The 21,272-nt window shown below is 70.9% G+C and carries 13 protein-coding genes; 4 read left to right on the top strand and 9 right to left on the bottom strand.

The window, feature by feature from the left end; translation table 11 throughout:
- Positions 1 to 2 precede the first annotated feature (2 nt).
- A complete protein-coding gene (locus WME79_RS20190) occupies positions 3 to 1,502 on the top strand; it encodes a PGRS family protein (RefSeq protein WP_437538276.1) in 1,500 nt (499 codons plus the stop codon).
- Positions 1,503 to 1,520: 18 nt separating this feature from the next.
- On the opposite strand, the gene WME79_RS20185 is transcribed toward WME79_RS20190, so the two are convergent.
- On the bottom strand, positions 1,521 to 2,309 hold the full coding sequence (locus tag WME79_RS20185; protein ID WP_437538275.1) for a hypothetical protein: 789 nt from the start codon (positions 2,307 to 2,309) through the stop codon (positions 1,521 to 1,523).
- A gap of 182 nt (positions 2,310 to 2,491) precedes the next feature.
- On the opposite strand from WME79_RS20185, the gene WME79_RS20180 reads away from it, so the two are divergent.
- Both WME79_RS20180 and WME79_RS20175 read left to right on the top strand, forming a co-directional pair.
- Positions 2,492 to 3,724 (top strand): di-heme oxidoredictase family protein, encoded by a 1,233-nt coding sequence (locus WME79_RS20180; RefSeq protein WP_437538274.1) that lies wholly within the window; start codon positions 2,492 to 2,494, stop codon positions 3,722 to 3,724.
- Between the two features lie 81 nt (positions 3,725 to 3,805).
- A complete protein-coding gene (locus WME79_RS20175; protein ID WP_437538273.1) occupies positions 3,806 to 4,867 on the top strand; it encodes an EfeM/EfeO family lipoprotein in 1,062 nt (353 codons plus the stop codon).
- Positions 4,868 to 5,015: 148 nt separating this feature from the next.
- Here the strand turns inward: WME79_RS20175 and WME79_RS20170 are convergent, their stop codons facing one another.
- From WME79_RS20170 to WME79_RS20150, 5 genes are all read right to left on the bottom strand, one after another.
- The gene (locus WME79_RS20170; RefSeq protein WP_437538272.1) at positions 5,016 to 5,789 is read right to left on the bottom strand and encodes a PP2C family protein-serine/threonine phosphatase; all 774 of its coding nucleotides are present in this window, start codon (positions 5,787 to 5,789) and stop codon (positions 5,016 to 5,018) included.
- 120 nt (positions 5,790 to 5,909) lie between these two features.
- Positions 5,910 to 7,415: a hypothetical protein gene (locus tag WME79_RS20165; protein WP_437538271.1), complete on the bottom strand. Its 1,506-nt coding sequence runs from the start codon at positions 7,413 to 7,415 to the stop codon at positions 5,910 to 5,912.
- A gap of 251 nt (positions 7,416 to 7,666) precedes the next feature.
- A complete protein-coding gene (locus WME79_RS20160) occupies positions 7,667 to 9,505 on the bottom strand; it encodes an OmpA family protein (protein ID WP_437538270.1) in 1,839 nt (612 codons plus the stop codon).
- 212 nt (positions 9,506 to 9,717) lie between these two features.
- The gene (locus WME79_RS20155) at positions 9,718 to 10,359 is read right to left on the bottom strand and encodes a hypothetical protein (protein WP_437538269.1); all 642 of its coding nucleotides are present in this window, start codon (positions 10,357 to 10,359) and stop codon (positions 9,718 to 9,720) included.
- A 254-nt stretch (positions 10,360 to 10,613) separates the two neighbouring features.
- On the bottom strand, positions 10,614 to 14,081 hold the full coding sequence (locus WME79_RS20150; RefSeq protein ID WP_437538268.1) for a thrombospondin type 3 repeat-containing protein: 3,468 nt from the start codon (positions 14,079 to 14,081) through the stop codon (positions 10,614 to 10,616).
- Between the two features lie 280 nt (positions 14,082 to 14,361).
- On the opposite strand from WME79_RS20150, the gene WME79_RS20145 reads away from it, so the two are divergent.
- Positions 14,362 to 18,057 (top strand): Kelch repeat-containing protein, encoded by a 3,696-nt coding sequence (locus WME79_RS20145; RefSeq protein ID WP_437538267.1) that lies wholly within the window; start codon positions 14,362 to 14,364, stop codon positions 18,055 to 18,057.
- On the opposite strand, the gene WME79_RS20140 is transcribed toward WME79_RS20145, so the two are convergent.
- From WME79_RS20140 to WME79_RS20130, 3 genes are all read right to left on the bottom strand, one after another.
- Positions 18,054 to 18,638 carry an IS630 family transposase gene (locus tag WME79_RS20140; protein WP_437521138.1) on the bottom strand — a complete coding sequence of 195 codons (585 nt, stop codon included), beginning with the start codon at positions 18,636 to 18,638 and terminating at the stop codon, positions 18,054 to 18,056. The two genes, WME79_RS20145 and WME79_RS20140, sit on opposite strands and share 4 nt — an antisense overlap.
- Positions 18,635 to 19,021, bottom strand: a complete 387-nt coding sequence (locus tag WME79_RS20135) for a helix-turn-helix domain-containing protein (RefSeq protein ID WP_437521135.1) — start codon at positions 19,019 to 19,021, stop codon at positions 18,635 to 18,637. The genes WME79_RS20140 and WME79_RS20135 overlap by 4 nt, the downstream gene beginning before the upstream one ends.
- Before the next feature lie 304 nt (positions 19,022 to 19,325).
- A complete protein-coding gene (locus WME79_RS20130; RefSeq protein ID WP_437538266.1) occupies positions 19,326 to 21,239 on the bottom strand; it encodes a PEGA domain-containing protein in 1,914 nt (637 codons plus the stop codon).
- Between the last annotated feature and the right edge of the window lie 33 nt (positions 21,240 to 21,272).

Genomic DNA, 21,272 nt, shown 5'->3' with positions numbered 1-21,272 from the left:
TATTGGGGTTCATTCCGGTCGCGGTGGCGTTGAGCGGCTGCTTCGAGGAGCCCAATGTCATCGGGATCATCGATGACGAGCTGTCCGACGAGGACTGCACTCCGAGCAAGCACTATCCGGTCCCCTCGGGGTGCGGGGTGTGGGTCTCGAGCACCCTGGGGCAGGACAGCAACGCGGGGATCCCGAGGGCGCCGCTGAAGACGATCACGAAGGCGCTCGAGCTCTCCCCGGACAAGGGAAGGCGCATCTATCTCTGCGCCCAGACGTTCGATGAGGCGCTGATCGTGCCGGGGGGACACACGATCTTCGGCGGGCTCGACTGCGACAACAGCTGGCGCTGGATAGGCGACAAGAAGAAGACCACGCTCACCGCTCCCGAAGGCGAGACGCCGCTCTCGTTCGACAACGGCGAAGGCGCGGCGGTGATCGAGGATCTCCACGTGATCGCGCGCTCGATCCCGGTGACCCACACCGCGCTGGCAGGCAGATCGGCGATCGCCGCGAACAGCTCCGGGGTCCCTGTCGATTTCACGCGGTGCATCCTCGAGGCGGGCGACGGGGCGCCGGGGGCGAGCGGCGGGGCGTTCGTGGACGGCGCTGCCGAGAAGGGGATGATCGGCAACTTCGGCAACGCCGCGTGCTCGGCCACGACGGTCTCCGGCGGGCTCCCCGTGAACAACACCTGCGGTACGCCCGACGATCGGTCGGACGACTCGCGCGGCGGCACGGGCGGGACGGGGGGCCTGGAGTCCGGGGGTGATGGAAGCAACGGGGTTCCGACCGATGGGATGAACGGCGGCAAGGGCGAGACCAGCACCCAGCGCTGCACCGCGGGGCAGGATGGCGCGGACGGGGTCGACGGGAGTCCGGGCGCCGGTGCGACGGGCTTCGGCGATCTCTTCCTGAATGGGTACACTGGCCCGCTCGCTGGCGACGGGAGTCCGGGCACGCGGGGCCAGGGCGGCGGAGGAGGCGGCGGCGCGAAGGGCGGCACCGGCGCGCAGATGTGTCCATTCGAGGCCTCTGCGGCCGGCGCCGGCGGAGGCGCCGGCGGCGCGGGCGGATGCGGGGGGCTCGGTGGCCGCGGCGGAGGCGCCGGCGGGGTGAGCATCGCTCTCTTCGTGGGGAGCGCAGTTGTCGACTTGAACGACGTGGTCCTGAAGGTCGGCCGTGGCGGCAATGGTGGCGCTGGGGGCGAGGGCCAGCCGGGCGGCGAGGGCGGCGACCACGGGGCAGCCGGGACCCGAGGCGAGGCCACGGGACTGAACGCCGCTTGCTCAGGCGGTCGTGGTGGCCAGGGCGGCCAGGGCGGCCCGGGTGGCGGCGGGCTCGGCGGCCACTCGATCGCCATCGCCTACGCGGGCATCGAGCCTTCTCTCACGAACACGACCATCGAGATCGGTGAGGCCGGGATCGGAGGGCGCGGGGCCAGCCGGACGTATGACGGAGCCGACGGCGTGGCGGCGGAGATCTACGATATCGACCAGCAGTTCCGACAGTAGCGTGGCGTGAGGCCCGCGCTAACCCGGCGCCGCCGGCGCGGGCCAACTCCGATCCTCCTGCATGCAGCGGAGCTGCGTCACGCGCCGCCCCTCCGCAGTGGTCACCACGATCTCCCGAACGGGCGTGTCGCGCCGCGCGCGCCGGCTCAGCTTCTCGACCACCAGGAAGCCCTCCCGCGCGCCCGCGAGGTGGAGGAACTCGTCGAACAGCGCGATGTGCGCGCCGCGCGCGCCATCGTCGGCTGTCGCAATGCGGCGCTGGGTGGTGACGCCGATCGCCAGCGCGCCGCCCCCGGCCTGCACGACCATCGCAGGATCGAGCCCGCGCTGGCTCTCATCAGGCACGGTCCAGATCTCCGCGACCCCCACCTCGGCGAGGCGTCGCTTCATGTAGTTGAAGGCAGACTCGAGCGTGTTGTTCCGGTACGGGATGGCCTTCGACTCCATCGGATCGACATGATTCCGCCAGAACGCGATCAGCGCGCGCGCCCAGCGCCCGCCGTCGAGCCGGCGCTCCTGGAACGGCCAGTCCTCCGCCATCGCGTGCGCGCATACGCCGCGCAGCGCCTGCTCGTCGATCCCGCGCGTCGCCAGGCAAGGCGCGCAGTGCATGTAGGCCGTGCCCCGCTCGAGGAGCGCGCCGCACATCGAGCAGATGTCGTTGCCGTAGCCGGGGCCCATGTACCGGAGCCAGCTCGCGCTGAGCTTCTCGTGAGCCGCGCGGCGCTCCTCGTTCCGCTCGATCTCCCGCAGTCCGTCCCGGAGGGCCTTCGAGGCCGCGCGCCGCTCGTCATCTCGCTGCTTCATCCGCTGTCCTCCAGCGTGAGCCCGTCCGCGCCGGCTCGGGCAGTGTAACGCCCGAGCCTCCGCCACGCTTCGCCAGGAGGTGGGATCCGCCCGTGCGCGATCCTGCACACCAGCCCGGCGAGCGCGCTGCCGTGGGTTATTGACGCTGACTTTCATTTACGGCTACGGTTCCGGTTGACGACATGTCACGATTTGCCCTGTTTCTCGCGCTCCCGCTGGTCTTCAACGTGGGTTGTGGTTCGGAGTCCGCTCCCGACGATCCTCTGGCTGGCATCGAGCTGATCGGCGATGACCTCACCGACGTCCCGCTGCACGGCGCTTCTGCGGAGCAGGTGGCTCGGTTCAAGGACGGCGACGCGCTCTTCGATTTCGTCTTTCGCGAGCGCGACGGCCTCGGGCCGCTCTACATCCGCACGGCGTGCGCCGGCTGCCACGACGGCGCCGCGCGCGGCCCGGGCGCGGTCCAGAAGATGGCGCTCGTCGAGGACGACGGCGTGACGCCGGCGGCGGATCAGGGGGGGCTTCCCTACGGACACACGTTGCGGCCCTACGCCGTCGGGGGGGCGACGACGCTCTCGCAGCCCGAGACCGAGGCGACGATCAAGGTCTCGAAGCGCCTCGGCCCGCCGGTGTTCGGGCGCGGCTACATGGAGGCGGTCGACGACGCCGAGATCGAGCGGGTCGCGGCCGAGCAGGCCGCGCGCGGCGACGCCATCCGCGGCCGCATCAACCGCGTGGTGTTCCACTCGAAGAAGAGCGGGGACGAGTCGTTCAACGCCTTCGTCGAGGGCGACGAGAACATCATCGGCCGCTTCGGGTTCAAGGCGCGGGTCGCCACGCTCGACGACTTCACGGCCGACGCCTACCAGGGCGACATGGGCATCACCTCGCCGCTCCGGCCGGATGAGCTGCCGAACCCCGACGGGCTCACGGACGACGCCAAGCCGGGCGAGGACGTGGTCCTCGACACGGTGAACGCCGTCGCGGACTACATGCGCTTGCTCGAGATCCCGAAGCGCGCGCCCGCCGACGCGCGCGGCCAGGCGCTCTTCGTCGAGGCCGACTGCGCCGCCTGCCATGTCCCCTCGCTGAGGACGCGCTCCGACTACCCGATCGCGCAGCTCGCGGACATCGACGCTCCCGTCTACACGGATTTCCTCCTGCACGACCTCGGGCCTGATCTCGCCGATGGGCTGGCCGACGAGTCGGCAAGCTCCGTCGCCTGGCGGACGGCGCCGCTCATCGGCGTGCGCCACAGCACCTCGTACCTCCACGACGGCCGCGCCAGGACCATCGAGCAGGCCATCTTGCTCCACGACGGCCCCGGCTCGGAGGCCGCCGCTTCGGTCGCCGCGTTCCGCGCGCTCTCCTACGAGGATCGCGCGGCGCTCATCGACTTCGTGCGCTCGCTCTGATCGACGTCCACCGAGACGCACACGCACCAATCCACATCGCGCGCTCGCCCCACGCGAGCGGTGACAAGGAGCTCGAACATCATGCACATCCCCGCCCGCTTGCGGTCCGGTCTGGCCATCGCCGCCGCCGCCCTCTCGCTTCCTGCGTGTGGAAGCGACAACGAGACGCTGCTCACCGACGCGGAGTACGAGCAGCAGGCAGTGCTCGACGTGAAGGCCTTCATCCAGGGCAACATCGACCAGTTCGCCGCCGCCACGGCCGCGCTCCAGGCGGCCGCGCCCGCGCCGGACGCCGACGGGTGGAGCGCGACGAGCGACAAGGAGGCCGTCGACGCGATGAAGGCCGAGTGGAAGAAGGCACGGCGGGCCTACGAGAGCGTCGAAGGAGCCATCGCGGTCGTCTTTCCGGATCTCGACTACTCGACGGACGCCCGCTACGACGCGTTCATCGAGGTCGAGGCCGACGACAACCTCTTCGATGGTGAGGGGGTGACCGGCGTGCACGCCATCGAGCGCATCCTCTGGGCCGACGCGATCCCGGAGTCCGTCCTCGCCTTCGAGTCTGAGCTCGACAACTACAGCGAGGCGGCCTTCCCTGCCACCGAGGCCGAGGCGGCCTCGTTCAAGGACGAGCTCTGCGCGCGCCTCGCGGCCGACGCGGCGAAGATGCAATCGGATTTCCGCTCGCTCGCGCTCGACGCGCCGTCCGCTTACCGCGGGGTCATCGCCTCCATCGCGGAGCAGGTGGAGAAGACCGGCAAGGCGGCGACCGGAGAGGAGGAGTCGCGCTACGCCCAGTACACGCTCGCCGACATGCGCGCGAACGTCGCGGCCGGCGTGGCGACCTACGAGGCCTTCCAGCCGTGGATCCTGACCAAGGGCGCCGAAGGCGCGGAGGTCGACAAGGCGGTGCTCGACGGCTTCGAGCGGCTGTCGACCGCGTACGACGCGATCGAAGGCGACGCGCTGCCGGCGCTTCCGGAGGGGTGGAGCGAGGCGGAGCCGACCGACGAGCAGCTCGCGACGCCGTTCGGGAAGCTGTTCTCGCTCGTGGAGCACGAGAGCGACGACGCGACCCCGGGCACGCTCGCCAACGACATGACAAGGTCCGCCGATCTGCTCCGGATCAAGGCGCTCCCGTAGAGCAGGGCGCATCTTCGTGCGCTGCGGGCTCATCCGCGTTGTTCGACTCGCTGTAGCGTACCTTCGTACGCCTCACTCGCCTGCCCAGCGGCTGAGCCCGCATCCCACGAAGCAAGCACCCCGCTCTAGCGCGGCGCGCTCGGCCGCGTCAGCCGCCGGCGTTCCACCGCACGAGCACGCACGTGACGTTGTCGGGGCCGCCGTGCTGGTTGGCGCGGTCGATGAGGGACCGCGCCGTCGCGGCGAGGTCGCTCTCCTGCGCGAGCAGCTCGGCGATCTCCAGCTCGGGGACCGGGCCAGAGAGCCCGTCCGAGCAGATGAGCAGGAGATCGCCGGCCTCGGGCTGCTCGATGCGCGTGGCCACGTCGACGGTCTTCCCCATCCCGAGCGCGCGCGTCACGACGTTGCGGGCGAGCAGCGGATCCACATCGTCAGGTAGCTGCTCGCCGCTGTGCAGGTGCTCGTTCCAGAGCGAGTGATCCTCGGTGAGCCGCTCGAGCCGGCGCTTTCGGTAGCGGTAGACGCGGCTGTCGCCGACGTGCGCGATGCACGCCGAGCTCCCGTCCACGTAGACGCCCGCGAACGTCGTCCCCATGCCGTAGCAGAGCGGGTCGCGCTGCCCGACCTCGAAGATGCGCTCGTTGGCGCGCCAGATGGACGAGACCAGGCGCAGCTCGAGGGGCGTCACCTGCTCGTCGTACCCCGTCGGCTGGGTGATCTCGCCCTCGCCGTCCCTGCAGTACGAGCGGACGATGTCGACAGCCATCTGCGACGCGACCTCCCCACCGGCAGCGCCGCCGATGCCGTCGGCGACGACGAAGAGGCCGAGCTCCAGATCGACCGCGAAGCTGTCCTCGTTATGCTCGCGCTGGTGGCCAACGTGGCTGTCACCGGCGGCTTCGATGTGGAGCAGGGGGTTCACAGAGCTTCCTCGTCAGCGGGACGCGCGTCGATGCGGGAGCATCCAGCGGCGGGACGCCTCGCGCAAGTCAGGAAGGAGCTCAATTCGAGCGAAGAGCGCCGGCTTGCTCGGGTGCGCGCGTCACGTGCGCAGCGCGGCGGTCGCAGGCGACTGGAGAGGCGGATGGGCGCCGTGCGGCTCGCTGCGCTGCCCAGCAGGGGGCGGGACGCTGGCCGTGAGGGCCTCGAAGCGGCCGTTCTTCCAGGTCACGAGGCCTCCCGAGAGGCGCGCGGCGCTGCCCGCCCCCGGCTCGGATCTCAGCCAGACCAGGGGTCGCGCGGCGAAGACCGGCCTGGTGCAGGCCACGTCCTCGAAGGCGGCGGACCACGAGCCGGTGTTGCCGAAGAACAGCCCGCCCTCCCAGGTGCCCTCGGGCGTGTGCGTGTGGCCGAAGACGACCGCTCTGGCGCGATGGGCGCGGGCGACCTGGCGCGCGGCGCGACTGACGCGCTGCCACGTCGCGTCGAGCGGGAGCTTCGGCACGAGGCGCTCATAGACGATGAGGGCCGCCGGCGCGACGAGCGCCGCCGGCGCGAGCCAGAGCGGAACGAGCAGCAGCCACACGAGCGCCACCACGACCGCGAGCAGCGCCAGCGCGGCCCGGTCGAGCCACAGCTCGCGCGCGACGAGCCCCAGCCGATCCTCGGCCGGGGGAGCGAACAGGCGGGCGTGACGGGCCACGGCGCGGAGCGGAGCGCCGGTCTCCTGCGCCGCGGCGGCGAGGCACTCGCGCAAACGAGCGCGCCGCTCCGGCTCGCGCCGGCGCACGAGCTCGACGACCGTGCGGAGCGCGCCGAGCACCCACGCCCCTGCGAGCGAGCGGCGGGAGAACATGTAGTAACGCGCCCAGTGCGCGAGGTACCCGAACGCGGACAGCATGAACGAGGAGTCCACGTGCGGGTTGAAGTAGCCCATCCGCGACACGAGCAGCCGGCACACGAGCGAGCCCATGGTGGGCTGGATCTCGCCCGGTTTCCGCCCGAACGGGACCATCGGGTAGCGGTAGCTGCAATACGCGTCGTACTGGTTGCCGTGCTCCACGATGATGCCGTCGGGCGTCTTGTGGAACCACGCGCGAAACACGACGCGCGCGTCCAGCGCCGCGCGCGCGTGCGGGGCGCTGGAGAGCGGCGCGTCGCCCAGCGCGGCGAGCGCCGCATCGACGACGCGGGCCCGGACCAGGTCGCGCACCTCGGGCAACGTGAGCTGGACGTCGTGGTTGCCGGAGATGAACACGACGGTGTGCCCGTCCGCGACGACGCGGCCCAGCGCTTCGATGAACACCGGGTGGTCCGCGAGGATCGCCTCCATCGCCGGGACCGCGTGCTCGGCGCTGCGGGGGAGATCGTGAAAGACGCTCTGCTGGTCGATCACGCGCGGCGCATCGAAGTCGAACACATCGCCGTTGAGCACGAGCGTGAGCTCATCGCGCCCCGCGCCGCGCGCCGTGCCCTGCCTCATCTCGTCCCGGAGCGCGTCCAGCATCGCCGCGACCTCGCTGTCGGGGGAGTAAGGAGCCTGACGGTAGCGCATCCACAGGCCGTCACCCGGCTCGAGCTCGCAAAGATGGATATCTGAGATCGCCACCGTATGGAGCATTCGATAAGGTGACACACTCGCCCGTCCATGGCCGTCAGGGAACGGTCACGGCCCGGGGTCGGGCGGTGGCGGAGACGCATGCGGGCGCGGCGCAGCATGACGTGCCGCGGCGCTGCGATCGCCCTGGACTGCGAGGTATCGGCGCCTGCGCGTCTGGGCGGCTGTCGGGATTTGTGGTGTCTTGGGCGTTGTGTCGCTCGTGATCGTGGTCGTTGCACCGCGACGCCGGCGCTCGCTCGCTAGGGCTTTCCCTTGCGCTTGACGATCACGAACTGCACGCGGCGGTTCTTCTGACGCCCTGTCTTGACGCGGTTGTCCCCGAGCGGCTGCTCGAAGCCGTAGCCCTTCGCGACGAGCTTCTCCCTCGGAACTCCGGCGGCCACGAGCCACGAGAGGACCGCGTCCGCGCGCTGCTGCGACAGGCGGAGGTTGTAGTCCTCGGTCCCGTTGTCGTCGGTGTGGCCTTGCACCTCGACGAGCTCGATGTCCGGGCTCTGCTGGATGGCGTCGCGCACCTCGTACAGGATCTCGTCGGAGATGGGATCGACCGTCTCGGTGCGCGTCTTGCCGTAGATGACGAACTGCACCGGTTTGGAGGTCTTGATCTCGTCGGCGTTGACGCGAACGAACCTGGGGCAGCCGTTCTGTCGCGGATCGGGGTCGGATGCCCCCCGCTCGTTCGGGCAGGCGTCCGCGGCGCCGCGGACGCCGTCTCCATCCGGATCGTCCGGGCAGCCGTTCTGCTTCGGGTCCCGGTTCGCCGGCCCCTTGACCTTGGGGCAGGCGTCCGAGGCGTCGGCGATGCCGTCGCCGTCCGCGTCGCCAGGGCAGCCGACCTTCTTCGGATCGTCGCTCGCCCCGCCGCGCACGGTGGGGCAAGCGTCGATGCCGTCGTGGAAGCCGTCGTCGTCCGAGTCCACGGGGCAGCCGTTCTCTGTGGCCTCGGCGCTGCGGACGCCCGGGGTGCTCGGGCACGCGTCGTCGATGTCGAGCACCGTGTCCCCGTCGCGATCCGCCGGAGGACATCCGTCCTTCGCGCGATCGGGCGACGGATCGCCCTTCACGTCGGGGCAGGCGTCGATGTCGTCGTTGATGCCGTCGTCGTCCTTGTCGCCCGCGACGGCGGCGGTCTGAGCGCGCTCCGGGGCCGGCTTCGGGAGCGGCGTCCAGCCGACCATGCCGACCGCGCGGACCGGCGGCGTGCCGATGGCGTTCGTCAGGCCCGGGCCGACCGCGGCGCCGAACGTGAGGCCGTCGAGGACGCGCAGCTTGGCGCCAAAGAGCAGCTCGGCGTTGACGCTCGCCTCGTCGCGCTGCACCGGCGTGCTCGAGAGCAGGAGCTCCTCGCCGAGCGGCGCTCCGCCGTACGCCTCGGCGCCGAGCTGGAGGAGATCGCCGGCGATCAGGAGCCCCGCGGCGCCGCCGAACGTGAGCAGCTGCGGCCGGTTGGGGCCGCCCCCGAGCTCGACGCCGCCGCTAGCGCTCCACAGGAAGCCGAGCGACGAGCCCGCCGAGCCGACGCGCCCGCCGAGGCTCGCGTGGACTGCGCCGCGGGCCTCCGCGTCGCCGGTGTACTGCGCGGGCGAGCCGGTGGGCGCGAACAGGTAGCCGCCGATCCCGAGCTGGAACGGGCCCGCGTCCCTCCCGAGCACGCGGAGGCGCGCGCCGAAGCGCAGATCGCCGAGCTCGGGCGCCGTCAGCTCGGTGAACTCGATGCCGGGGAAGCCTGGGTCTTTGCCGCCCTGCGCGACCGCGAGGGGGGCGTCGATCGAGAGCAGCAGGCGATCCCACAGCGCGAGCGATGCGTCGAGGCGGAGGAACGTCTGCGAGGAGACGAGGTCGACCGGGGTCTCACCGCTGGTGTGGATGGGGCGGTGGGCGTAATCGAACATCACGTAGGCGCGCGGCGCGAGGTGACCGGGAGCGTCCGGCGAGGGCACGCCGAAGAAGGCGTCTCCAGCGGGCGCCGGCTCGAACCGGTCGAGGGAGAACCCGCCGGTGGATTGACCGCGCGAGGCGCCGGCGAGCGTCATGAGGACGGCCGTGGACGCGACCGCTGCGACGGAGGAAGACCTCATCGGCCGGGCACGATAGCGGGGGCGCGTGGCGGGGGGCAACATCCGCATTTCTTCCGTGGCCGCGGCGATCCTGGGCGAGGTCCAGGACGCGACCCGCGGCCCGCTCGCGCCGCGTTGGACTTGGCCCCTATCGCGGCCACAGGACGGCGGCGCGCGGAGGGCGCGCCGCGCCAGGGACGATCAACGGCTATGGGATGGACGAGCGCGGCGCGTCACGGACAGTCGCCGAAGGCGCTGTTGGGTACGACGCTGCGCGTGATATCCGCCGTGACGGTGGGGATGTCCTGCGTCCAGACGTGATCCGTGGGGGCCGCGTCGCAAGTCCCATTCTGGGAAAGGTCCACGTACCAGTGCATCTTGTACGCTTTGTCGCCGGGTATCTGCCCCGTCACGCTGAACGTGCCGTCGGCCTCGATCGCGTCCGACGCGCTCAGGGCGGGCGCGGCGTCGCCGGCAGCGACGACGGCCACGTAGACCATGTCGCCAGCAGTGTAGGCGGGAACGTAACCGGTGCCGCGGAGGGTGAAGTTGAAGCTCTCGCCCGACGTGCCGCCAGCGCCGCCGGAGCCGCCTGCTCCCGCGCCGCCCGCGCCGCCCGCTCCGGCGCCTGAGCCACCCGCTCCCTCGCCGCCGGCGCCGCCTGTTCCCGCACCGCCGGCGCCGCCTGCTCCCTCGCCGCCGGCGCCGCCCGTTCCTGCGCTGCTCGTGCTGCCCTCACCCGTGCCGGTGGTCGTCGTCGAGCTCGAGGTCGTCGCGTCCCCCGTGGCGTCGTCGCCGCCGCATCCCGCGCCCGTACCGGCGATGACGAATGCGCCCATCGCCATCCACACCGCGATCCACCGAGATGCCTGCATGAGGGTCCTCCTTGAAGCTCCGTTATAGCGGGGCGCATCTTCGTGCGCTGCGGGCCCATCCGCGTCGTTCGGCTCGCTGCGGCGTACTTTCGTACGCCTCGCTCGCCTGCCTGGCGGCTCAGCCCGTATCACACGAATCTGCACCTCGCTCTATAAGATTGACGATATCGGACGGCTGCGTCGACGAGGAGCCGTCGCGCTCGCCGGGCGTATAGTTCAGGTGATCGCCAGAGCCTAGTTTCCGCGGCGTGGAATCACGCCGCCCGTCGCGGTTGCAGCCGGCCTCGCCGCCGGAGCACGGCGGCGAGGATCAGCAGCATCCCCCACGCCTCCCGGGGCATCGGCGCACGTCCCATGCGGCAGTCGCAGCCGCCTTGGAAATCTGGCGACGTCGCGCCGCCGCTGGTCGTTGTCGTCGTCACGGCCTCACCGCCTGCGCCGCCCATGCCGCCTGCGCCGCCCGCTCCGCCGGCTCCTCCACCGCCCCCGCTGCCGGTCGGATCCGGCGGCTCGCAGGCGTCACCCAGGCCGTCCTCATCGGTGTCGGTCTGTTCGGGGTTCGCCACGCTCGGGCAATTGTCGGTGTCGGTCACCACCCCGTCGCCGTCGGGATCGCAGGCATCGCCGAGATCATCGCCGTTCGCGTCTTGCTGCCCGGCGTTCGCCAAGCTCGGGCAGTTGTCGCAGACGTCGCCGTGGCGGTCGTCGTCGGCGTCTTCCTGCTCGGGATTCACGATCTTCGGGCAATTGTCGTCCGCGTCAGGTATCGAGTCGCCGTCGGCGTCATCATCGCAGGGGTCGCCGACGCCGTCGCCGTCGATGTCGCCCTGCGGCTCGCCCGGCGCAGGCGGCGGGTTCGCCGCGAAATCGCAGTTGTCGTCCTCGTTGATCACGCCGTCAGCGTCCGGATCGCCGTCTGGATCGCACGCGTCGCCGATGCCGTCGCCGTCGGCGTCTTGCTGCCCGGCGTTCGCCAAGCTCGGGCAGTTGTCGTCGACGTCGAGCGTGCCGTCGTTGTCCGAGTCGCCGTCGCACACGTCGCCCTTGCCGTCGCCATCGGTGTCGACCTGCGGCTCGCCCGGCGCGGTCGGCGGGTTCGCCATGAGGCGGCAGTTGTCGTCGCCGTCGAGCACGCCATCGTCGTCCGAGTCGGTGTCCCGGTAGTCCGGGGTCCCATCGCCGTCTGTGTCGGTCGCCGGCGTGTTCAGCAGCGCGTCCCCGGCCTCTTCGGAATCGAGCACCTCGTCGCCGTCGCTGTCAGGGTCCACGGCGTCGATGAACGCGTCATCGTCGGTGTTGTTGGTCGGATCGGCAGGATTGTCGCGGTTCAACACCTCCTCGAAGTCGCCGATGGTGTCGCCGTCCGAGTCGACGCTGGTCGGGTCGGTCCGGAGCGCCGCCTCCTCTGCATCCGTGAGGAGGTCATTGTCGTCGTCGTCGTCGCAGACGTCCCCGTCGCTATCGCCGTCGGTATCGAGCTGGTTGGTGTTGATGTCGTATCCGCAGTTGTCGTCTGCGTCGAGGACGCGGTCGTTGTCGTCGTCATCGTCGCACTCGTCACCGAGCGCGTCTTCGGGCCCGTTCTTCGGGTTGTTCTCCTGTCCCGGGTTCGGGGTGGTGCGGCAGTTGTCGGTGCCGTCCGGCACCCCGTCCGCGTCGTCGTCGTTGTCGCACGCGTCGCCCTGCGCGTCGCCGTTGGCGAGGCTCTGGTCGGTGTTGATCTGCGTGCTGTTCGGCGCAAACTGGCAGTTGTCCGCGGCGTCGAGCACGCCGTCGGCGTCGTCGTCGTCGTCGCACGCGTCGCCCAGCGCATCGCCGCCTGCGAGGTTCAGATCCGTGTTGGCCTGGGCGCTGTTCGGCGTCGTGATGCAGTTGTCGTTCACGTCGGGCACGCCGTCGGCGTCGTCGTCATCGTCGCAGGCGTCGCCGAACCCGTCGCCGTCGGTCAGGTCCTCGTCCGTGTTCGTCTGATCCAGGTTGCGCTGGAGCGGACAGTTGTCGGTGGCGTCGGGCACGCCGTCGGCGTCATCGTCATTGTCGCACGCATCGCCCAGCGTGTCGCCGCCGGGCAGGTTCCGGTCCGTGTTGCGCTGGCTCGTGTTCGGCTCGGTCGGGCAGTTGTCGGTGGCGTCGAGCACGCCGTCGGCGTCGTCGTCGTCGTCGCACGCGTCGCCCCGCGTGTCGCCGGTGGCGACGTCGGTGTTCGCCTGGTTCGCGTTCGACACGTCCGGGCAGTTGTCGCACGCGTCGCCTATCCGGTCCCCATCGCTATCGTCCTGCTCGCTCGTCCCGCTCGGCCTGTTCGGTGTCGCGGGGCAATTGTCGCAGACGTTGCCGACCCCATCGTGGTCATCGTCGAGCTGGCCGGCGTTGGCGATGCTGGCGCAGTTGTCGCAGGCGTTGCCGAGGCCGTCGCCGTCGCTGTCGACCTGGGTCGTGTTGGCGACCTCGGGGCAGTTGTCGCAAGCATTGCCGACGTTGTCCCCGTCGCCATCGGCCTGGTTCGCGGTGATGAGGCGCGGGCAGTTGTCGCAATCGTCGCCGAAGCCATCGCCGTCCGTGTCGACCTGGGTCAGGGTCGCGACGTACGGGCAGAGATCACACGCGTTGCCGAAGGGATCGCCGTCCTCGTTCTGCTGATCGTTCGCGCGGTCCACGCAGTTGTCGCACGCGTCACCGGTCCCATCAAGGTCGCTGTCCGACTGGCTGGGGTTCGACGTGGCAGGGCAGTTGTCGCACGCGTTGCCGAACGCGTCGCTGTCCCCGTTCGCCTGGTTCGCGTTCACGCGGCTCGGGCAGTTGTCGCACGCGTCGCCGACCCCATCGCTATCCACGTCTTCCTGGCCGCTGTTGGGCGTGCCAGGGCAGTTGTCGCACGTGTCGCCGACCCCGTCGTTATCGCTGTCCGCCTGGTTCTCGTTCGCGCGGTTCGGGCAGTTGTCGCAGACGTTGCCGATCGTGTCGCCGTCGCTGTCCGCCTGGTTGGTGTTGGCCCTGTCAGGACAGTTGTCGCAGACGTCGCCGAAGAGGTCGCCGTCAGGGTTGTGCTGATCGGTGTTAGGGGCGTTTGCGCAGTTGTCGCAGTCGTCTCCGACGCCATCGTTGTCCCTGTCCCGCTGATCGTTGTTGTTTGCAGTGGGGCAGTTGTCGCAGGCGTCGCCGTAGTTGTCGCCATCGGCATTGGCCTGATTGGCGTTCGAGATGTTGAGACAATTGTCGTTGAAGTCGGTGTCGCCATCCGCGTCGTTGTCGGTTTCGCAGATGTTCCCGACCCCGTCGCTATCGCTGTCGAGCTGATCCTCGTTGCGATCTTCGCAGTTGTCGCAGACGTTCGGCACGCCGTCGCCGTCGCTGTCGGTGTCTGGGTTCGCTGGCGTGGGCGTGGGTATCGTCGGACACCTGTCAGCAGCATCCGCAATCCCATCGTTGTCGTCATCGGGATCCGCGTCGTCCGGGATGCCGTCGTTGTCGTCGTCGTCGTCGCAGGCGTCGCCCTGAGCGTCGCCATCGCCGTTGTACTGGCTCGGGTTGCTGACCCCAGGACAGTTATCGACGGCGTTCGCGACCTGATCGTTGTCCGTGTCCCACAGCGCCGCGCTCGCCGGCCGGGGCGCGAGCGCCACGAGCGCCACCACGACCGCGAGCAGCGGCACGATCCCGCGTCGCGCGGCGCCGGCGCGCGCGAGGTGGCGGGACATCCAAGGCAAGGCGGGGAAAGTCATCGCGGCTCCTCCAGACAGATCGCGCCGTACGCGACAGCGCCCCCGTAAGCCTACCCAGTTTCGCCCTCCTCCTGGGGAGGTTTTCCTCGGTCGCGCGCTCGAGCGAGCGGCGATCGTCCGCCGTCACGTCCCCGTGTCGGAGGCCACGTCGGAGGAGCCCCCCGCCGCTCTGGCGACGCGCACGCGCCGCCTCAGTGTTCGGCCGCGGGCCGCCTTCTGTTAGGATGGCCCGGATCCGCACCCTCACGTCGCGCGCGCCGCGCCGACCACGGAACGACCCTTGCGAAACCACCGCGTGCTGCGACTCGGCTTCAGGCTGCGAACGGCTGCGCTGCTCTCTGCGTGCGCCATTCTCCCCCAGGTCCTTGGCTGCTCCGACGAGGGCGCATCGCGCCGCTCCCCCTCGCCCGGCGCCGCGTCACCTCAGGCGGCGCCGCCTGGAGCGCGCGCCCGCATCGCCGCGATCCGCGCGCGCTTCGCCGACACCATCGCCTCCAGCCCCGTCAAGATCGTCGCGCCGACCCCGGCCGGCGCCCTGCGCGCGGCAGCCTCAGAGGCCGCCGCCGCGTCCGTCGAGCTCCCGGCGCGCGCCGCCGGTCCGGTGCGCCTCGCCGACGGCGCGTCTCGCGTCTCGATCGCCTTCTCCCTCGTCGACGCCGCCGACGTGCCTGCCGCGGTCGACAGCGGCCTCGTCCTCTACGCCGGCGCGCTGCGCGCTGAAGGCGGCGGCGCCCGCGACGTCCTGCACCGCGTCCTCCCGAACGGCACCGAGGACTTCGTCGTCTTCGAGCAGGAGCCAGCGCGCAAGGAGCTCCGCTACCGGGTCGATGTGACCGCCGTCTCGGGCCTCCGGCTCGTGGAGCGCACGCTCGAGTTCCTCGACGCCGGCGGCTCGCCCCGCCTGCGCGTCGCGCCCCCCTACCTCGTCGACGCGACCGGCGCGCGCGTTCCGGCCTCGCTCTCCGTCGAGGGCTGCGCCGTCGACACGAGCCCTCGCGCCCCGTGGGGCCGGCCGGTCACACCGCCGGGGGCGCCGGCGTGCACGGTGATCGTCGGATGGCAGCCCGCCGGCGTTCAGTACCCGGCGCTCCTCGACCCGCAGTGGATCGCCACGGCAAACCAGATGATCACGCCGCGCGCCCGTCACACCGCCACCGTGATCGACCCGGCGAACCCGGCGAGCCCCGTGCTCTTCGCGGGCGGGTTCGACGCGTCTGGGGGCGCGCTGGCGACGGCGGAGCTGTACTTCCCGCTCGACCGCACGTTCGCGAGCACCGACGCGATGGACGTCGCGCGCGGCGCCCACACCGCCACGGCGGTCACGAAGCTCGCCCCGGCGGCGCCGTCGGATCCTGCGCCTCCGCCGCCGGCGGTCGTCGTCGTGGGCGGCAGCAGCCAGCGCACCAGCGGCACGCCGGTCGCTGCCGTCGAGGTCTACAACCCGGCCACGGGCCAGTTCGTCAGGGACGCGGGGGCCACGCTGGGCCGGTTCAATCATTCGGCCACCCTCCTCGATCCAGGCGTGGTCCTGGTCGCCGGCGGCCTCGCGGATCCGCTCAACCAGCCCACGAGCACCGCTTCCCTCTACACGTTCAGCTCCTTCGGACCGAACGGCGGCGCGCCCGTCACGAGCACGCTCGCCTCCGTGGGCAGCATGGCGACCTCGCGCCACGCCCACACGGCGGTCCGCCTGAAGACGGGGAATGTGCTCATCGCCGGCGGCTTCGTCCTCTCGGGCGCAGCGCTCACCTCGGCCGAGGTCTTCCACGAGGACGAGGGCGTTTTCCGGCCGATCTCCGTCCTCTCGCCCTCCGCGACCCCGATGACGGCGCAGATGAGCGCCCTCCGCGGCTTCCACACGGCGACGCTCATCGACCGCACGGAGGCGCTGGGCGGTCAGGCGGCGACGTCGCTCGATTCAGGCGAGGTGATCCTCGTCGGAGGCACCACCCGGGTCTCTGGAGGCGCCTACGTCCGCACCATCGACATCTACCACGACGGCGTGGCCGATCCGACGAAGCGGGGCTTCGAGCTCCAGCCGACGCCGATCTCCATGGCGAATGCGCGCGCCAACCACACGGCGAGCCTGCTGCCGACCGGCGACGTCCTCATCGCCGGCGGGTTCGACGGCACGACCTCGCTCTCGAGCGCCGCCATCTACGATCCGCTGACCAGGAAGTTCAGCGCCCTCAGCCTGCCGACCGGTTCGCTTGCACAGGAGGCTCGTCGGGAGCACACCGCCGTCGTCGTCAACGCCGGCACCGACCGCGTCGCGGGCCGGGCGGTCCTCGTCGCGGGCGGCATCGGGGCCACGAGCGCGCAGCCGCTCGCCAGCGCGCAGCTGCTCATCAAGGCGAACGGCGAGGCGTGCGCGCACGATCAGGAGTGTGCATCGGGGCATTGCTCCGATACGGAGAACGTCTGCTGCAACGAGGCGTGCGATCAGGAGTGCTTCTCGTGCACGGCGTCGGGCAAGGGGACGGGCAGCGATGGCACCTGTGGTCCTGCGAAGCTCGACACGGAGCTCGCGATCGTTTGCGTCAACCAGATCGAAGTGCACAACCGCTGCGATGGCCAGGGGCACGCGCTGGCTCATGAATCCACGAAGGACTGCAAGCCGGGCCGCTGCGGCAGCAACAACAGGTGCATCCTCTATTGCCTGGACGACTGCGGTTGCGACGAGAGCGGTTGGTGCGACGTCGGCGTCGGCGATCCGAACGCCTGCGGTGAGACCGGCGGCGCCGGAGGTGCATCGTCCGGAACGGGTGGTGGTGGCGCAGGCGGCGCGTCCACCGGCGCGGGTGCAGGCGGCGCAGGCGGCGCGTCCGCTGGATCGGCTAGCGCGGGTGCCGGCGGTGCTGGCGGCGCGTCCACCGGCGCGGGCGGCGCGGGCGCAGGCGGAGCGTCCGCCGGATCGGGTGGCGCGGGCGCAGGCGGTGCCGGCGGTACATCCGCTGGATCGGGCGGCGCCGGTGCAGGCGGCGCAGGCGGCGCGTCCGCTGGATCGGGTGGCGCCGGTGCCGGCGGCGCATCCGTTGGATCGGGTGGCGCGGGTGCAGGCGGCGCATCCGCTGGAGGCGGCGGAGGTGCAGGTGCCGCAGGCGGAGCGTCCGCCGGATCGGGTGGCGCACCGCCCGGGTCGGGTCTGTGCCTCGATCGACTCGCCAACGGCGCCGAGTGCACGCGCGATCGCCAGTGCGTCTCGGGCCACTGCGTCGACGGTTTCTGCTGCGATTTCCGGTGCGATGGCCAGTGCCAGGCGTGCGACGTGGTGAACAACGTCGGCAGGTGCACGAACGTCGGGACGCCTGTCGACCACGAGTCGCCGCACCCCAACGAGGGCGGCACCTTCCAGCGCGAGGCCTGCCCCGGTGAGGGCGCGTGTGCCGGTTACTGCGGCGGCGCCACCGACGCCGAGTGCATGTTCCCTGTGGAAGGGGCGGTCGCGAAGACCTTCTCGTGCTCCTGCCCAGACGAGGGCTGCATCGTGGGTCCCGCGACGCTCACGCGCTTCTTCTGCGCTGGAGACGGCGGCGAGAAGGATCCGCTGGTCGAGCGCTGCGGCGGGTTCAAGTGCGCGGACGAGACCGCCTGCAAGACCTCCTGCGCCTCCGACGACGACTGCATCCAGGACTTCGTCTGCCTCGACGGCGTCTGCGCCGACCTCGAGAAGATCGGACCGAGCTGCGACGGCGAGCACACGCTCCGATCCCCGGGCGTCGACACGGACTGCACCCCGTACAGCTGCCCGCCGGGCGGCAGCGCCTGCGCCTCACCGTGCAGATCGGTGGCTGACTGCGTCGATGGCATGGTGTGCAACCTCGCGAACCAGTGCGTCCCGCAGATCGATCCGACGGAGGTCCCGTCCTGCTCCTGCGGCGTCGTCGGCGCTCCCGACGAGCGCAACGTCGCGCGCCTCTCCGTCCTCCTCGGCGTCGCCGCGGCGCTCGCCGGGCTCCGCCGCCGGCGGCTCTAGAGCGGGGAGCAGGTCCGAGGGATACAGTACCCGCAGTGGTTGAACCAGCCGCGAGCGTCCACCGGAGTGATCGCGCCGATCGCATGTCCCATCGACTTGTAGACGGCTGAGGGCGATCGAGGCGCATCCGCTCGGATCGACTCTTTGATCTTGGAACCACAATTCTCGACCGGAGAAAAGTCCGGGGAGTAGGGCGGCAGGTACATCAGCTTCGCGCCAGCACCTTCGATCGCTTCGCGAACGCCCCGCGTGCGGTGCGACCCGAGGTTGTCTGCGATGACGACTTGGCCTGGCCTCAGCGCCGGGACGAGCTGTCCCTCGACGTACGCGCGGAAGGCTACGCCGTCCGTCGTGCCTTCGAACGCGAAGGGAGCGACGGCACCATCGAGGGCCAGCCCGATCGTGAGCGTGATCGTGGGGTCGGTGTTGATCGGCACCGCACCGTGGGCACGGACTCCCCGTGGCGCCCATGCGTACCTCCGTGTCATACCCAGATTGGTCCCAAATTCGTCAATAAAAACCAGCTCTTGTGGATCGAGTCGAGCGAGCTTCTTCGCGAAGGCCTTGCGAGCCGCTGTCACACCTTCCGTGTCGCGCTCGGCTGCGTGGAGCGCTTTTTTTTCCGGGTGATGTTCAGCCGCCGCAACGCCCGGCCGACGGTATGGCGGCTGGCTACGATGTGATCACGGCGCGCGAGCTGGTCAGCCAAATCGTCCAGGGTCGCGTCGGAGGACGTCGCCACGAGCGACCTCAGGTCATCCAGGGCTTGCCCGTCGATCCTCGGTCGCGGCCCGTTGGCGCGAGGACGCGGCGCAACGCTGCCGGTCGTCCGGTAGAGCGTGAGATAGGACTGCACGGTTTTCGGTGCGACTTCGAACTGCTCGGCCAGGTCGCGTACCGATCCTGCCCCATTCTCGTACGCCTTGACGATGCGCTCTCGAAGGTCGAGTCCGCAGGGTCGCATCCTTGCTGCCCTCCCGCCATGGGGATGCAAGCAGCGTGCACCTCGGACCTGCTCCCCGCTCTAGAGCGGCGGTACCCGCTTCGGATACGGGCCCACCTCGACGTTTTCGGTGCTCAGCGCACCGGAGTGCGCCTGCGCGCCGAAAACGCCGATCTGGGCCCGTCTCCTGTGCGGGAGACCGCCGCTCTGCTCGGCATGGTGGGTGCAGAGGTGGGCGGAAACCGCTGTAGACGATCAAGACGCACGCAACGCTGCGCGGCGCGGCGCCTCGTGGCCGTGCACCGGCGCGTTGGCGGGGATCCCCTCAGAACTGGTAACGCAGGCTCGCCCCAGGCGAGATCAGCAAGACGAAATCGCCCATGAGCGACTCGGGCTCGTAGGTGCCGATCCCGTCCGTCGACGCCGACAGCTGGATCGTCCTGTCCCACTTCGGCTTGCTGAGGCCGATCAGCAGCAGCAGCTTCAGGCTACCGGACACCTCCCACCGCTCTCCTAGCCGCAGGCCGAGCCGCGCCTCAGGATCCGCGTAGAAGTAGGTCGCCGAGGCGAAGTCGACCACCGGGAACGTGTTGAACCACTCCCCGCCGGTCGTCCTGAACCTACCGGTCCGCTCGTCGCGGACCTCACCGACGAGCACGCCCGCGCCCAGCCGGAGCAGCGCCGGGTAGCGCTCGCCGAAGTGGTATCCGAACGTCGCGCCGGCCAGGAAGCCACCCAGGCGGAGCGAGTCGCTCGCCGTGCCATCGAGCGGATCCCGGTAGCCGACCGGCCTGAGCGTCGCCGAGCGCTCCTCGATCTGCTGCGCCGCGAACAGGCCGCCGAGCTCGATCCCGACGCCGATCCCCGAGCCGAGCTCGTAACCCCCGTGGATCATGCCGAGCCCGCCGAGGCCGAGCGAGCTGGAGCAACCCGAGCCGCAGCCGTCCGTGATCTCGCCACCCAGCGCCGGCGCCAGCAGGAACGATGCGCTCACATCGAGCGTGATCTTCGGCGGCTTGCGCCAGATGTCCGCGTCCTCGTCGCGCTCGAGCCCCATGTCGAGGCTCTGGCGCTGGCCCTTCTGCAGCGTCACCGCGCGCGTCCCGGTGACGAACCCGTCGGCCTTCACCTCGATCCGGTGGGTGCCGGCCTTGAGCCGGCCGAGCCAGACGCCGTTGCCCACGTTGACCGAGTTGATCCACACGCTCGCGCCGGGCGGCGTGGGATCGACCCGCAGCGAAGCGTCGAGATCCTCGGCGAGAAGCGACAGCGTCGTGAGCTCCTGCGGCTTCACGGGCGCCGCCGTCGGCTGCGTCCCGAGCTTCCCCGCGCCGCGCAGCGCCACCATGTGGTCGCCGACTGACAGCGGGCCGATCCACGGCGTCTGGCCCACGACGACGTTGTCCACGAGCACGTCGACCGTCTTGCCGGCGCGCTCCACCACGCGCAGCCGGCCGGAGCGGGTCAGCCTGCGGAGCTTCGCGTTCACCGTGACGGTCTGCCCCCCGGCGACGTCGACGCGCGTCTCCACCGGCTCGTAGCCTTCCTTGAAGACGCGGAGGACGTGCGCGCCCGCCGCCACGCGGATCGGCTTGACGGGCGGGTACTGCCCGCGCTCCTCGCCGCTCACCACGATGGACGCCCCGGGCTCCGCGTTCGTGATGTCGAGCGTCCCCACGAGCGCCCGCAGCTCGGCGACCTCCCGCTGCGCGGCCGCGCGCTCGGCGGCCGACATGGTGAAATCGCGGAGGAAGGTCTCGAACATCTCGAGCGCCTCGTCGTAGCGCTGGAGCTTGCGCAGCGCGATCGCGGCGTTGTTCGTGGCCACGCGCGTCGGGAAGAGCTTGCGCGAGAGGAGGAACTCCGCGAGCGCAGGGCCCCAGGCCTCCTCGCGCAGCAGCGTGAGCCCCTTCTCGAAGTGGAGCCGCGCCACCTGCCGATCCGTTTCGGAGACGGGCGCCTCCTCGGCGGGCACCGCAGCGTCGGTGGCGGGCGCGGCGCCCTCCCTGGCCGGCGCGGCGGTCTCCACGGCGGGCGCGGCGCCCTCCTTGATCGGCGTGGAGGCGTCCGTGGCCGGCGCGGCGGGGTCCTTGGCCGGCGGCGCCGGCTGCGCGAGCGCCGGTCCGGCGGCGATCGCGACCGCGACCGCGGCCGAGAGCGCGCGCAGCCGCGGCGCTGCGCGGGGATGCCGCGCGAGGGAGAGAGGATGAGAGCCGCCGCGCCGCGTACGCAGATCCATTCGATCGAGCACCGTACTCAGCCTGTCGTTCCG

It is taken from the genome of Sorangium sp. So ce726, assembly GCF_051521405.1.
GTDB lineage: Bacteria > Myxococcota_A > Polyangia > Polyangiales > Polyangiaceae > Sorangium.
This window is presented reverse-complemented; position numbering and strand designations above follow the sequence as displayed.

Coding starts and splice junctions, on each gene's coding strand:
- WME79_RS20155 (WP_437538269.1), bottom strand. CDS start 10,359: ATGCAGGCATCTCGGTGGATCGCGGTGTGGATGGCGATGGGCGCATTC.
- WME79_RS20180 (WP_437538274.1), top strand. CDS start 2,492: ATGTCACGATTTGCCCTGTTTCTCGCGCTCCCGCTGGTCTTCAACGTG.
- WME79_RS20130 (WP_437538266.1), bottom strand. CDS start 21,239: ATGGATCTGCGTACGCGGCGCGGCGGCTCTCATCCTCTCTCCCTCGCG.
- WME79_RS20185 (WP_437538275.1), bottom strand. CDS start 2,309: ATGAAGCAGCGAGATGACGAGCGGCGCGCGGCCTCGAAGGCCCTCCGG.
- WME79_RS20150 (WP_437538268.1), bottom strand. CDS start 14,081: ATGACTTTCCCCGCCTTGCCTTGGATGTCCCGCCACCTCGCGCGCGCC.
- WME79_RS20135 (WP_437521135.1), bottom strand. CDS start 19,021: ATGCGACCCTGCGGACTCGACCTTCGAGAGCGCATCGTCAAGGCGTAC.
- WME79_RS20175 (WP_437538273.1), top strand. CDS start 3,806: ATGCACATCCCCGCCCGCTTGCGGTCCGGTCTGGCCATCGCCGCCGCC.
- WME79_RS20160 (WP_437538270.1), bottom strand. CDS start 9,505: ATGAGGTCTTCCTCCGTCGCAGCGGTCGCGTCCACGGCCGTCCTCATG.